10 protein-coding genes are annotated in these 14,421 nt (G+C 36.1%); 1 reads left to right on the forward strand and 9 read right to left on the reverse strand.

Going from position 1 to position 14,421, the window contains the following annotated elements; translation table 11 throughout:
- Positions 1-65 precede the first annotated feature (65 nt).
- The 8 genes from B7C41_RS08695 to B7C41_RS08730 form a co-directional block, all read right to left on the reverse strand.
- Positions 66-1,649 (reverse strand): M48 family metalloprotease, encoded by a 1,584-nt coding sequence (locus tag B7C41_RS08695; protein ID WP_085298392.1) that lies wholly within the window; start codon positions 1,647-1,649, stop codon positions 66-68.
- Positions 1,650-1,653: 4 nt separating this feature from the next.
- Positions 1,654-2,022: a hypothetical protein gene (locus B7C41_RS08700; RefSeq protein ID WP_085298393.1), complete on the reverse strand. Its 369-nt coding sequence runs from the start codon at positions 2,020-2,022 to the stop codon at positions 1,654-1,656.
- Positions 2,022-3,413, reverse strand: coding sequence for a CHASE2 domain-containing protein (locus B7C41_RS08705; RefSeq protein WP_158089103.1), 1,392 nt, complete (start codon positions 3,411-3,413; stop codon positions 2,022-2,024). The genes B7C41_RS08700 and B7C41_RS08705 overlap by 1 nt, the downstream gene beginning before the upstream one ends.
- Positions 3,414-3,691: 278 nt before the next feature.
- Positions 3,692-5,116: a sodium-dependent transporter gene (locus B7C41_RS08710; protein ID WP_085298395.1), complete on the reverse strand. Its 1,425-nt coding sequence runs from the start codon at positions 5,114-5,116 to the stop codon at positions 3,692-3,694.
- A 203-nt stretch (positions 5,117-5,319) separates the two neighbouring features.
- The gene (locus tag B7C41_RS08715) at positions 5,320-6,162 is read right to left on the reverse strand and encodes an HDOD domain-containing protein (RefSeq protein WP_085298396.1); all 843 of its coding nucleotides are present in this window, start codon (positions 6,160-6,162) and stop codon (positions 5,320-5,322) included.
- Between the two features lie 117 nt (positions 6,163-6,279).
- The gene (locus B7C41_RS08720) at positions 6,280-6,759 is read right to left on the reverse strand and encodes a winged helix-turn-helix transcriptional regulator (RefSeq protein WP_085298397.1); all 480 of its coding nucleotides are present in this window, start codon (positions 6,757-6,759) and stop codon (positions 6,280-6,282) included.
- 194 nt (positions 6,760-6,953) lie between these two features.
- Complete coding sequence (locus B7C41_RS08725) at positions 6,954-9,518, reverse strand: sensor domain-containing phosphodiesterase (RefSeq protein ID WP_407919553.1); 2,565 nt, start codon at positions 9,516-9,518, stop codon at positions 6,954-6,956.
- 255 nt (positions 9,519-9,773) lie between these two features.
- Entirely contained in the window at positions 9,774-10,061 is a 288-nt protein-coding gene (locus B7C41_RS08730) for a hypothetical protein (RefSeq protein WP_085298398.1), read from the reverse strand.
- A gap of 190 nt (positions 10,062-10,251) precedes the next feature.
- Between B7C41_RS08730 and B7C41_RS08735 the strand changes: the two genes are divergently transcribed.
- On the forward strand, positions 10,252-11,091 hold the full coding sequence (locus B7C41_RS08735; RefSeq protein ID WP_085298399.1) for a 2OG-Fe(II) oxygenase family protein: 840 nt from the start codon (positions 10,252-10,254) through the stop codon (positions 11,089-11,091).
- Positions 11,092-11,216: 125 nt separating this feature from the next.
- Here the strand turns inward: B7C41_RS08735 and B7C41_RS08740 are convergent, their stop codons facing one another.
- Positions 11,217-14,420, reverse strand: a complete 3,204-nt coding sequence (locus tag B7C41_RS08740) for an efflux RND transporter permease subunit (protein WP_085298400.1) — start codon at positions 14,418-14,420, stop codon at positions 11,217-11,219.
- Between the last annotated feature and the right edge of the window lies 1 nt (position 14,421).

The raw sequence follows: 14,421 nt of genomic DNA on the forward strand, positions 1-14,421 counted from the left end.
GTGACAAGCAATCATATTCGCTTTAAACATACTATTTAACATCCCAATATCAACAGCAACTACAATTAAGACTCTAGTTTGTTGAGAAAACTTTGGCATATTTTTTTCTTTGCTGAATAACCTAAACACTCATTGAACGCTTGCAGACCTTTTTCTGGTTTATCAATCTGATAGTATGCCGTTGCTTTTTCAATGATGAACAGTTCTTTATTTTTTAAGTTTTTTTCAGCTAATTCGATGTAATCTATCGCGCTAGCGTACTTTTCCCCCTGCATCTTAGCTGCTATCACTTTTCCATAAAGCTCAGATGAAGCATATTCCCATCCATCGATAAGCTCTAAATTCTTCTCTGCAATCGAGCCCTTTCCTTGACTCTGACGCAGGTTATACATAACTTCCCTAATTCCTGGTTGATTTCTAATATCTAAGTTAAGCATATCCTTAGCTACTCTGTTCGCTTGTTCCAACTCTCCCTCACTTACCAATTGATTCACCTGATATGCATAGCGATAGCCATCAAGTACTTTTTTATTTTCAGGTCGATTAACAAATGACGCCCATACTTTTTTATTCACTCTTTTTTTCGAACTCTGTTTATGCTCTTGTCGGGCATAATTTCTCAGGTTTTTATCTCGATCAAGTGGGGACATGTGAGAGCGAGTAAAATATTCTCCAATAGCATCTATCCCCACATAAATTCCTCGCTTCATCGTATCATCTAATTGAGTCGATAATGCCTTTACATCCATGTCATTCCAAGCTGTTTTTAAAGCTTCAGATTTTTCATTCCAAAAAGACGATAGAAGAGATTCTTGTTTTCCTTGGAAGTCTTCTAGCCTTTCTAAAGTGTCTCTACTTGCTCTAGCTGAATAGCCTAAAGATACAGCAAGATCCATCCCTAAAATATCTGCTTCATCTTCTTGATGCCGCCCCCATGCCGTATTCCACACATTATTAGATAGTGAGTTGATCATGTACGAATAGACAGCTGCTTTGGTGATATTTTTTTGCCCATGTTTACTAGGTTGATAATCGAGAGAAACTCTACTTCCACTGCGTACTATTTTTGTATCTTTCGCAATATTTGCAGCAACAACCGCATTAGTAAGTGTATCCACATTTTCTTTTTGTTCTTTAAAAGCTTGTGCTCTTTCATGGTGACGTAATAATAAGTGACTCAACTCATGAGAAAGTAATGTCGCAATTTCGTCTTCACTTTCTACATTTGCCAACATACTAATTGGAACATTTATCATTCCAAATGAATCCACTGAAGGGGCAAATGAGAAGCTATTAATGACTTGTACAGAAACCTTAACAGGCGTGCCAGGCCATTGCATCACTAAATTATCAACAATTCTTTGCAAATAAGCAGTGATTTCAGGAGCATGTACAATACTATTCTTTCTTACTTCCTCTAGCGAAACTTCTGTACCAGAATAACTAAGTACTGCACCAGTTCCTGTATAGTTATCTTCTCTAGTTTTAAATTCATTTAAATTCCTGTGATCTATATATTTTCCTTCTAATCCTTCATATAAATTGTTACCAGCTAAATTTTTAATCGCTGCAGTTGCGCCCTCCAGTGATTTACAGCCACTAAGTAAAACACTGGATAAGACTAAGCCATACATAAGTATTTTATTCATCAAATTATCCTTTATTGCAGCTTTTACCGTAGCCTAAAGTACCCGCTTGCGTAGCATTATTTGCAGCATTGCTTGCAAGTTTTACACAAGGAAGCGCGACCACCTTTCCTTTATTAAGCTCCAAGTCAAAGGAATCAAACCAAAATTCAGTACCATCCTTATCTACAACCTTCACTAATTCATTTTCTTCATCGAAGAAAGTAACCGCAACTTCAGGAGCTGGAAGCTCTGCTACGGCAACATTCTTGATAAATTTTGCATTTTTATCTAATACAGGCATAGGGTCAGTTTGATAACTTAATATTTTCAGAGAGTTCTCTGCTTCACATAAGCTCGCGAATGTTATCGCTAGAAATAAAAAGTATTTATTCATCAGGTTTTTTCCTCATTTATTTTTTTATTATTCGTAATTCTTTGAATCTGCCTTTTTAAAAGGTTACTAATTCCTCTCAGCTTATTACTTGGTAAAAAGGATGCAGCAACTAAAAATAGACCAATAAAATTAATGGTTTCATAATTTGTAAAAAAAAGAATAATTAGGGTGACGACTAAAAGTGTGATTAATACCATATTTAATGCTCTATGTGCATACGTAGCAGAAGCCACACTAGTATTTTGACTGTTCGTAACTTTATTTCCTTGCCCACATCCTATAAAGCTTTCCTTATTACCTCTCTCTATCATCCATCTAAAATACATAATAAACATGACAAAGGTAATCTCCATAATTTCTAACCAGCTAATACTAGTAGCAAAAAATAATGGTGGCTCTCGAGTATATCGTTGGCCATAGGTAATCAAGTTATCAAGAGCCATAGCATGAAGATATACACCTGCTACTTGGCCATGAATTGGAGAGGAAATCAGATCTCTAGCCCCTTCAATTTTTGCACCTAACAGTACTATTTTATTTCGAAATACATGCTCAAAGAGCTCTTTCGCTTCTTTGTCATTGGCTAGAAGTGACGACGCCATTACCGTCGTAGTATATGGGCATACTTGCCTAAATTTTGACTTGAGACGCCAAAAAATGTCTGATAAAGATAACTTTACAAGTAAGGAAGCATTTGATCCTTTAATTTCGCAATGGGTATTTATCGTTAACGAGTTCTGAATTTCTGATAGTTTCAACCCCCACTGAAGAACCAGTGGTGACTGAAAGAACCTAGAATCAAATATACATTTTTCGGTTGCTTGGCAATAAACCTTATATAAAACAGCTGCCGCGGTATCTGTTCCATCAACAACAAACGGATAATTTTTCTCAAATCCTTGCCAAGAAACACTCGCCCAACGAGAATATTGCTCAAAAGCTTTTGGTCTTTGGTTATGCTCATTTTCCACTTTTGCTAAGTAAATTGGGGTATTATTTCTCTTTTCATAACGCTCAAATATATTAACTATTCGCTGAACGCTATCTTTAGTTGTAGAACGATCATGGCTATATAAAAGGTCGATAAAAAGTGCATTTGGCTGATAATGTAATATGCGCTTAAATATTTTGGCTTGCTGATTGTAGGGTAGTGGCCAATAAGACTGTGTTGCTTTCAAGTATTCGTCATCTAGCAGAACCACGGTTACTTCTTTTTGTGCAGCTGAACTATAAAAAATTGATTGGATTCTATTAATGAAGCTTTTCGATGCATTATCGGAAGCTGACACTAACCCAAGAGGATCTAACAAGAAAAATGCAACTAAAAAGATGATTTTTGCTGAGGACGAAAATCTGTCCAACAAGCGAAATAAATAGTACAAAAATCTCATTTTAGACTTACATTCCAACATCCATATTAGTGATTTTTATATTACAAGACATTGTTAAAGAAGGCAAAGGCTATTAATACTACATTATTTCCCTAAATTTATATTAAAAAAATCACAAAAAAAGTCGTAATTTCACTAATGACGGATTTACCATTACAGAAGGTTTTTATTCATATATAAAAAATCATGAAATAAAAAGGTTGAATAAAAGTAAATCATCCAACCTTATTCATTCATATACTGCAGTAAAGCGATTCTAGATTTAAGTTGATATCAACCTAGAAACCAAAAAGACTATAAGCAAAGAATTTCTGCGCAACTGTATTGATAAAAATACCGAAGACAATTACTGGAATAAATGTCCCCAATGAAAAATTAATATATTTTTCAGCCCAAGAGCCTTTGTAGTTTTCATTACCTATCGCTAGTTCATCTGATAGGTTATGTTTCTTCCAACGATAACTCACAAAAACACATAGTAAGAAACCATTTAGCGGTAAAATAGTATCGTAGAAAATATCGACAACAACGTCAAAAAACGGTTTGCTCTGCCCCGCATATGTCATAAAGTCACTGAAGAAGTCAATCATTCCATACGAAACCAAAGCAAACACGGTTAATATACCAGCACTCATTAACAATGTTGTTAAGGCTTTTTTACGACTTTGATTTTTTTCAAAGACTAAATAAGAAACGGGTACTTCAATAATTGATACCAGGGATGTGATAGCTGCAAAAAACACCAATAAAAAGAATGATACCGCTAATGCACTCGCACCAAAATAGCCCAACGATGTCTGTAGTGCTAAAAATATTTTAGGTAGAAAGGTAAAAATCAATGCGACGCCGCTATTACTAAGTTCATCAGGGTTGATATTGGGGTCAAACGAAAAAATGGCCGGTAAAATCATTAATCCAGCTGTAAAGGCTACTGCTGTATCAGTAATAGCAACAAACTTTGCCGAGCCAACAACATCTGTTTTTTTATCAATATATGACCCATAAGTAATCAGAATCCCCATCCCTAATGATAAAGAGAAAAAAGCTTGGGATAAGGCTCCATTGATAATCGATGGCGTTAACTTGGAAAGGTCTGGAATCAAAAAGAACTTCACGCCTGCCATAGCATTATCAAGTGTTAATACATACGCAACCATTAAAATCAACATTACAAACAATGCAGGCATTAATATTTTAGCTGCTTTTTCTATTCCTTCTTTAACACCAGCAACTAAAATAAAATATACAACAGCAGAAACAACAATCAATGAGGCAAATAAATATTCATTCTTAACAAATTGTGTAAAATAATCCCCATTAGCCAGCAAATCCAAGTTGCCAGAAACAATTAACACTATATAGCCTAATATCCATACAGTTATAACAGTATAAAAAACTGCGATCATAAATGGCGTTAATACACCAAGGAAACCAGCCGCTCCCCACATGTTATTGCCACGACTTAAACTTTTATAAGCGCCAACAGGTTCTTTTTCTGTTTTACGGCCAACCGCCATTTCAGCAATCATAACTGGTAAACAAATTAATAGAACAAAAAGAGCATACATTAATAAAAATGCGCCGCCGCCGTTTTTTGCGGCATTAACAGGAAAACCAACCAAGTTACCAATACCAACAGCTGAACCAGCAGCTGCTAAAATAAACCCTAAACGGGAACTAAAATGCTCTCTTTCTGTACTCATAAATGTCCTTCATTATAAATTTTTTCGGGCTAATAATTATTATTCTTTACTAAACAGTGCCCATTTATTTTCTATTCACTATTGCAAGCGCTATCCGATGCTAGCAGGCTTTTTTATCAAAGTCTTCTTTTGCTATTTGAGAGTACGAAGTAAAGTGTATATAAATTATTGCAGTGGTTTGTTAGTCACAATTGACGGTTAATTTATTTACCATAAAACGAAGCATTCATAATATTTAGAATATTTTCTGTTTCGATTCTGGCAAAGTCTGCTGCATCATTCAAATCATCTGTTGCCATGCTTAATGACTGACAAAGCTTAGCGTCAACCGTATCATCATAGCTGAATTCCTCTGGGTGACATTCCGCTAATGCCAAACGAGAGGCTAAGTACAGCACTTTGACATCTTTATTAATTTCAATACTGTGGGCATTATTGTAATGGCGAATAGGTAAGATAATTTTTTCTGGAATTTGCCAAACTTTCAATAACTCTGCTGAGACATCAGTATAAGTAAAGCCCAATACTTGCTCTTGTAGTTGCCAAGGAAGAATATTGTCATTGTAGGCTTCACATCTCTTGGCAAGTTCGGGAGATATTTTAGCTACAATTAACTCACCAAAATTTTGCAATAAACCAGCAACAAACAAGCGCTCAATATCACGAATTCCCGATGTAATTGCTAGATTCTTAGTTGCTAAACCACAAAAAATACTCATGTGCCAAAATCTTTTCAAATCAATCGACTGATTAGAAAAGTGCTTAAATGCTGTTGCGGCAACATCCACTAGCATCATATTATAAATAGCTTGAGTTCCGATGATAGTAATTGCCCTTGAAATTGTACTAATTTCACCAGGAAAACTATAAATGGCACTATTAGCCATTTGCAATAAACGTGAAGTCATTGAAGGATCAATACTAATAACATTAGCAAAGTCTTCAATCGTTGAATCATCTCTTTCCATCAAGGCTTTTACTTTAAAGCAAGCGTCCGGTAACGCGAATGAACCGTTCGCTTGCATGACGTAGTCATGAGCATTCATCAATATAAATAATCCTTATCTAACCCCTAAGGTAGCGGTATTTCATTCAATTTAAAGCTAAAACTATGCATGGAAATTTTGACAATATCTCCCAAATAGAATGCGCCGAACAGTCCATTATTCTAAAACTGGAATTCCAGAGTGTCGTTTGACATGATCAATTACAACATAGGTATGGGTTTGTGAGACACCAGGCAATTCGACAATAACTCCCAGTAACACTCGATAAGCCTCCATGTTTTCAAAGCGTAGTTTTAGTAAATAATCAAAACCGCCAGCCACCATATGACATTCTGAGACTTCTTTAATGGTAATGACTTGCTTTCTAAATTCATTAAAAACATCAGCGGTAGTACGATCCAGTGTCACTTGAATAAATGCCGACATACCATACTTTAATTTACTCGCATTTAAGAATGCGCCGTATCGCTCGATATAGCCACATTGTTCAAGGCGCCTTACCCTTTCTAAACATGGGCTAGCACTTAGATTCACTCGCTTAGATAACTCGCTATTTGAAATTCGACCATCTTTTTGCAAAACATCTAAAATAGTCAAATCTATCCTATCTAAATTTTTAGTTTTATCGTTTGTCATTAGCAGCGCTTTAGGCCTTAGGTAAAAGTAAATTATCGTAAAACACCAGCAAACATTAACAGATTTAGCTACATTTTCTTTAGGCAAAAAACACTAATGAAAACTAAAAATCAACATAAAAACTACAACAGATATTCATTATGTTCTGCAGCTGAAGCAGGCAACATGCGCAAACTAATATCTACGATTAAAAATTAACATTTATTGAGCAAAAATTTTTCAATCTCTTCGCCTGGCAAAGGTTTATAAAAATAATAACCTTGGCCATAAATACAGCCCATCTGAGTTAGTAACTTAGCATCAGCTTGGTTCTCTATACCCTCTCCTACGGTCGCCATATTTAAATTGGCAGCTAAATCAATAATAGTTTTTATAATTGCTTGATGATTGCCTTTTTCGTGCACGTTCTCAATAAAAGAACGATCAATTTTTAATACATCCATAGGAAAACGATGTAAATAGCTCAAGCTTGAGTAGCCGGTGCCAAAGTCATCAAGCAGAATTTTTACACCCATCTTTTTTAATGCACGCATATTATCTAATACAACAGCATTATTCTCTAATAATGCACGCTCAGTTAATTCAACACGAACTTGATGCGGTTGCACGCCAGTTTTATCAATGATAGTTTGGATATCTTGCGGTAAACTTAAGCTAAAAAAATGATTGCAGTACAAATTGCAACTAACATAAAGATGCTCTAAATTAAGACGCTCTTGCCAAAGCTTTAATTGACGACAAGATTTTTCTAGAATCTGCATATCAATTGCCATTACCAAGTTGGTCTCTTCTGCTAAAGGAATAAAATCGTTAGGGAAGACAAAACCTCGTTTTGAACTCTTCCAACGCGCCAATGCCTCAAAACCAATAATTTTTTCACCCGCTAACTGTACTATCGGTTGAAAGTACGGTTCGAATTCACTATTAGTAACAGCTGCACGAATATCTGTCTCAAGTGACAAAGCATTCTGCACCTTTTTGTGCATGCTAGAATCAAAAACTTCGTAGCGCCCTTTACCTTTATCTTTCGCATGGTACATCGCGGTATCAGCGTCCCTTAACATGATATCAGCACTGTCATATCGTTCATTGTTAAATAGCACACCAATGCTGGTACCAATAAATACCGACTGATTTTCAATAGTAAAAGGAGACGATAGAAGCTGGGTTATTCGCTTGGCGATATCGTAGGCTTCGTCTTTACTATCTAAATACTCCACTAAAATAACAAATTCATCACCACCTAAACGTGCAACCGTATCTTGATCACGAACTATATCAGTTAATGCAGCAGCGATCTCTTTGAGTAAAATATCACCAGCGTGATGCCCTAAACTGTCATTAACAACTTTAAAACGATCTAAATCTAGAAACAAAATGGCAAATTTAAATGTTGGTCGACGTTTGTTACAAGCAATGGCATGATTTAATAAATCAATAAAAACGGCACGATTGGGTAAGCCAGTTAAAATATCATGGGAGGCAGCGTGCTTGAGTTTTTCTTCAGCATCTTTGCGCTGCTTTATTTCATCTTCAAGCGCCACGGTTCTTAATTTCACTTGATGTTCTAATAACTCATGGGCTTTACGTTCATAATCAGTCGTTTCACGGCGCTTAATCGCCGAGGCAACATGCTGAGATACAAAACGCAGTAACTCAGCATCTTGCTCAGTAAAATATATTGATTGTTGATAACTTTGTAGCACCATGGCACCTAATACTTCACCTGAATGGATTAGTGGAACACCTAACCAAGAAACAACCTTAGTTCGTGGTTTAACTACTTTATTATCTTGGTATAGTTTTAAAATTTGTGCTCTATCAAGTAATACGGTTTCCGCACTGTTAAGTACTAACTCTGTTAGTCCTTTACCCAATTTTCGCGGTTCAAATGCTGTTATGAGGTGCTCAGGAGACTGATCTAAATAATAAGAAAAATATATTTCGTCAGTGGTATTATCATATTTTGCAATATAAAAGTTTTCAGCATTAATTAGCTGGCCAATAATGTTGTGCACCATATTATAAAAGGTATCAATAGCAATATTGGCATCATTGGTTAGCTCAGAAATACGGTACAGTGATTCTTGCAGTAATTCAGACTTTTCACGATCACGGATTTGCTGCATCAATTCACGGGTACGAGCATCCACCGCAGATTGCAACCGTTTTCTGTCTTGTAAACGGATCAGTGCTGTAACTATATGTTGAGCAGCAAATGAGAGCAAGTCACATTCAGATACCTGATAACGAACTCCTGTTGAGTAGCTTTGTACTGCCATCACACCAATAACAAAGCCATCGTGTATCAAAGGTACGCCTAACCAATCCACACCTGCTGTGCCAATAGCCTTAATCTTTTGTTCTTGCTCCAATTGCTTAATAACTTCTGGCGTTGCTAATAGAGCTCTACCGGTATCAATAACGTAATTAGTCATCGAACCTTTAAAATCATCAATAGGATAAATACGTTTTTCCATTTCATCTTTTTCGTCAACATGATAAACCAGTTCCATTGTTGCTAGGGTTTGATCATATAAAACAATATAGAAATTATTAGCGCTCATAATAGAGGCTATAGATTGATGAACTTGAGTAAAAAAAGTATCTAAATTTGCACAGTCAGTTGATAGCTGATTAAGCTTAAAAAGTGCGGTGTAGCGATCTTGAAGTTTCTGATGTTGTTGTAGCAACACCATTGGATCTTTTGTTAGATCTGAAGCATCCAAGGGTTCTAATGAGTCTGTCAACGTTTTCACCGTAATCACATTTTAGTTTTATTAAATAACCTATCAATATACTTTTATCAAAGCTTTAAGCAGGTACTTAGAAAAACAACTACGGTATCCTATGTTAAACCTAGGAAAACCCACTTAAATTAATAGCTTAGCACCCCCTTAACTTCTCACCTAACGCCATAAAAGTAAAGAACTTACTTACTAGAGGCAAAAAATTTGAATAAGAGCAAAAACAGAGTAGCGCGAATATTCAAATTAAAAATGAATAAAGAGCTACTAATTACTCAGTTTTTCTGCGTCAGCAACTTGGGCTTTATTTCCACAAACACCGGCTTGTTTATCATCGCGGTAAAAGCGTATATCAATACAGTCTTGTTGGTATCTACGTTCTAATTCAGTACGAATGATAGGTTTATTCTTAGCATTAATAATTTTTTTATGTAGCGATTGACATTGTTGTATTTGCTCTGAAGCTAATGTCACATCTTCACAAATACTATCATGTGAACTACAGCCTGAAAAAAATAATACCCCGGAAACCATCACAATTAATTGCTTCATCATTTACTTCACTTATTTTGCTAAAAAATTAATTAATATCGAGAGCTAACTCTCTTGTGTAAAACAACTAAAATTTTCTTATTAAGATTTATAGGTAAGTTAGGCTTTTGAAATCACCCTCTTTCCTTAGTTTGAGTATATAATACGTAAAAATAAAGTTTAAGCATTAAGATTATTGTATTAGGGGAAATTTATGCAAGTACAAGTTGTTGATTATCGTGCCAGTGACGCACCGCAAAAGTTTGTTGAAAGTTTACGTAACACGGGGTTTGGTGTCTTAACTAATCACCCTATTCAGCAGTCATTGGTAGAAAAAATCTATAAAGACTGGTATGACTTTTTTACTCATGATGAAAAGCAAGCGTTTGCATTTGATCCGGAAAAACAAGATGGCTATTTTGCACCTGAAATATCAGAAACGGCCAAAGGCCATACTAAAAAAGATATTAAAGAATACTTTCATATTTATCCTTGGGGCCGAATTCCTAAGCAACTAGAAGAAGATATTCTTAATTATTATAAGATGGCATCTAACTTAGCCAGTGAGCTATTAGATTGGGTTGAAAAGCATAGCCCTGCTGACGTTGCTAAGCATTATTCTGAACCACTTTCAAATATGATCATGGATACGCCAAACACGCTATTACGTGTTTTACATTATCCTCCGTTTAATGGTACTGAAGAACCCGGAGCAATTCGTGCAGCAGCTCACGAAGATATCAACTTACTAACTATTTTACCGGCAGCAAATGAACCTGGTTTACAAGTTCAAACACAAGAAGATGAATGGATCAATGTACCTGGTGACTTTGGCCATTTAATCGTTAACATCGGCGATATGTTACAAGAAGCCTCACAAGGCTATTTCCCTTCAACTAGCCATAGAGTAATTAACCCAACAGGTACAAATAGTGGTAAATCTCGTATCTCGTTACCGCTATTCTTACATCCAAGAAGTGAAGTAGTGCTTTCTGAAAAGCATACGCAAGAAAGTTACTTATTGGAAAGGTTACGAGAGCTAGGTGTTAAATAACTAAGGCTATAAGTAAGGTTGCATCTTTTGCTCTAAACTTTACATTTGAGCTTATAAAAAAGCCATCACATTGTGATGGCTTTTTAGTTTCTAGATTATCACTTTTCAGTATTTAGCGGCTTAATCTACAATGCTCCCGTTTTCAGGCCATCTAACGTTTGTGCATCAGGCTTAGCTGTTTGCTTTTTACGTTTAAATAATGACCTAACATCTTCAATAATTAAGTAAAGGCATGGGATCAACACTAAAGTCACAATAGTGGCAAATAATACACCAAACGCTAATGATACCGCCATTGGGATAACGATTTTAGCTTGTGCACTCACTTCGAAGAATATTATTGGCACTAAACCTATAAAAGTAGTGATTGACGTTAACATAATAGCTCTAAAGCGTTTGGTACCAGCATGCATTACCGCATCTTTCAATCGTTCTCCACGCTTTCTTGCATTATTAACATAGTCAACCATGACTAAGGAGTCATTAACAACCACACCTGAAGCCGCTAATATTCCCATTACCGATAAAGCACTTAAATCCATGCCTAAAATAAAGTGACCTAATACTGCACCGATGATACCAAATGGAATAACTACCATAATCATCGTTGCCTGTGAGTATGACTTCAAAGGTATTGCTAACAATGAAAAAATAATCAATGACGAGATAACAAAATCACGCATTTGGTCACTAGCACTGTCCATCTCTTCTTGAATACTTCCTGAAACTTCACTCTTCACTTGTGGGTATTTTCTTAAAAGCTCAGGAATGAAGTTGTCACGAATATCTGTCGCTACTTTAAATGGTTCAACTTGCTCAGCGTCAACACTCGCCCAAACGTTAATCGTACGATTACCATTTTCACGACGAATACGTGTTACACCATCATGCATTGTAATAGTAGCCAGTTCAGATAGAGGTAACTCAGCTCCATTTGGCGCTTGAATTAATACATCATCGACATGGCCAACAGAGCTTCGTTGGTCAAGTGGGTAACGTACCATTACTTTTACTTCTTCACTGTCACGTAAGATACGTTGCGCTTCTAGCCCGTAAAAACTGTAACTAACTTGCGAAGCAATTTCAGCTAAGGTTAAGCCCAAACTGTTAGCAAGAGGTTTCAGCTCAAACTGCACTTCTTTTGCACTTGTTTGACGACTATCATTAACATCACCAATGCCTTTAAGTGAATTAAGTTTAGTTTTTAACTCTTTCGAAGCAGCTAATAACTCAGCATCATTTTTACTTTCTAATCTAAATGCGATATCACCGTCATCTCGACCACCGCCAAATAAATTATCTCCAATGGTTAAAGACTTAACACCTGGGTAATTAGGTATTGCTTCACGCCATAAATCAGCAAGTGCAAAGGTATCAATTGGACGCAATTCAGGTATCACTAATTTCACCATTAACTGGCCACTAGTTCTGCTACGTAAATCAACTTGCATATCTGAAATCATTGAATTGCCGTATTTAGCTTCAACGTTTTTATCAACACGGTTAATAACACCTTGAATATTCAATAAAGTTTGTAATGTTGCTTTTTCTGAAGCATCAACATTCATTTCTACCGTTACACGTGGAAAGTCATGTGGAATTTTAGGTTGACCAACAAAGCGAACAAAACCACCGCTAAACAAGCCAGCACTAATCAGCATCAAACTAATAAAGAACATTAGTACCGCATAACGATAGTTAATGAACAACGCTAAAGATGGGCGGTACACAGCTTCAATGAATTGCTTCAATTTAGTATCAACCCATAAACGCAATCTATCGATAGGGTTTTTAGGGTTAAATGCCTTCATTTTCATTTTAACTAAATGCGCAGGTAAAATTAGTTTCGATTCAACTAAAGAGAAAATCAAACAAAGAATAACTACCGAGCCTATCGCTTTACCAAAGGCAGAAGATGGTCCTTCACCGAAAAGGAAAGGTAAAAACACCGCAATCGTAGTTAACACACCAAAGGTTGCTGGCATAGCAACACGTTTAACACCACGAATAACGTTTTCTGTACTATGCCCATGTTCTTCAATTTCATCGTGGGCACTTTCGCCCATCACGATCGCATCATCAACCACAATACCGAGCACTAAGATAAAGGCGAATAAACTGATTACATTAATCGTTACACCCACAAATTCCATAGGCATAACCAATAAAGTACCTAAGAAACAAACAGGTAGGCCCATCATGACCCAGAAAGCTAAACGAACACGTAAGAATAACGCTAGCATTAAGAATACTAATACCGCACCACTTTTCATGTTGTCGACCATCATGTTTAAGCGGCCTTCAAGGTAGTAAGTCATATCTACCCAAGTTTCTAATTTAACACCTGGAGGCAATACTGATGCTTTGTCATCAACATATTTTTTAACCACTTCAGCAATATCAGTAATACTTTGGTTATCTGCTGCGCCAATAAATAATGTTACTGAGTTCTTACCGTTAAATTTAGAATATTGTAAACCTTCTTCAAAACCATCGATAATAGTGGCAACTTCACCTAAAACTATTTTTGTACCATCTTCTAGCGTTACAACAGGGATCTGCTCGAATTCATGACCTCGATAAGCCTGGTTTTCAACACGTAGGTTGATATAACCATTTTCAGCGCGAATTTGTCCTGCTGACATATTACGTGAGTAGTTACGTACAGAATTAGCAATATCACGAAAGCTCAAACCATATTCACGAAGCTTATCTTTACTCACCTCGATTGAGATTTCATAATCTAAGCCAGTAAATAATTCAGAGATATTGATAAAAGGTAATTGCTGAATTTCATTATGAACTTTACGACCAAGCTCTTTTAACTCGCCATTAGTTAAATCGCCATATAAGCTGATATACATGACTTCTTGACGAAACTTCTCACGCTCAACCTTAATTCTTTCCATGCCTTCAGGGAAACTAGAAATGGAATCTATTGCCGACTTTACTTCTTCTAAAACGACTTGCGGATCATAATCTAATTCAACTTCAAACCAACCGTTTGAATAGCCTCGGTTTGAATAAGTAATAACACGTTTAAGACCTTGTACTGTTTCCAAAGCCTCTTCAATCTTTATAGTTATACCTTCTTCAACTTCTTGTGGTGCCGAGCCAGGATAAGGTGCGGCATAAGAAATCCAATTAATTTTAACTTGCGGGAACATTTGTTTATTAATGGTGCTAATAGTAAAAAAGCCACCCACTAAAATGAATATCATTAATAAGTTTGCCGCAACACTATTACGGGCAAACCATGCAATTATGCCGATATTAGTATTAATAGTATGGTCAATTTCAGGTTTTTTCTTAGCCGTATCAGTTGTCATA

The organism is Cognaticolwellia mytili (assembly GCF_002104475.1).
Classification (GTDB): Bacteria; Pseudomonadota; Gammaproteobacteria; order Enterobacterales; family Alteromonadaceae; genus Cognaticolwellia; species Cognaticolwellia mytili.

Excerpts from the sequence above, each read along its gene's own strand:
- B7C41_RS08735 (WP_085298399.1), top strand. The coding sequence starts at position 10,252 with ATGCAAGTACAAGTTGTTGATTATCGTGCCAGTGACGCACCGCAAAAG.
- B7C41_RS08710 (WP_085298395.1), bottom strand. The coding sequence starts at position 5,116 with ATGAGTACAGAAAGAGAGCATTTTAGTTCCCGTTTAGGGTTTATTTTA.
- B7C41_RS08705 (WP_158089103.1), bottom strand. The coding sequence starts at position 3,413 with ATGAGATTTTTGTACTATTTATTTCGCTTGTTGGACAGATTTTCGTCC.
- B7C41_RS08730 (WP_085298398.1), bottom strand. The coding sequence starts at position 10,061 with ATGATGAAGCAATTAATTGTGATGGTTTCCGGGGTATTATTTTTTTCA.
- B7C41_RS08715 (WP_085298396.1), bottom strand. The coding sequence starts at position 6,162 with ATGAATGCTCATGACTACGTCATGCAAGCGAACGGTTCATTCGCGTTA.
- B7C41_RS08740 (WP_085298400.1), bottom strand. The coding sequence starts at position 14,420 with ATGACAACTGATACGGCTAAGAAAAAACCTGAAATTGACCATACTATT.
- B7C41_RS08700 (WP_085298393.1), bottom strand. The coding sequence starts at position 2,022 with ATGAATAAATACTTTTTATTTCTAGCGATAACATTCGCGAGCTTATGT.
- B7C41_RS08695 (WP_085298392.1), bottom strand. The coding sequence starts at position 1,649 with ATGAATAAAATACTTATGTATGGCTTAGTCTTATCCAGTGTTTTACTT.
- B7C41_RS08720 (WP_085298397.1), bottom strand. The coding sequence starts at position 6,759 with ATGACAAACGATAAAACTAAAAATTTAGATAGGATAGATTTGACTATT.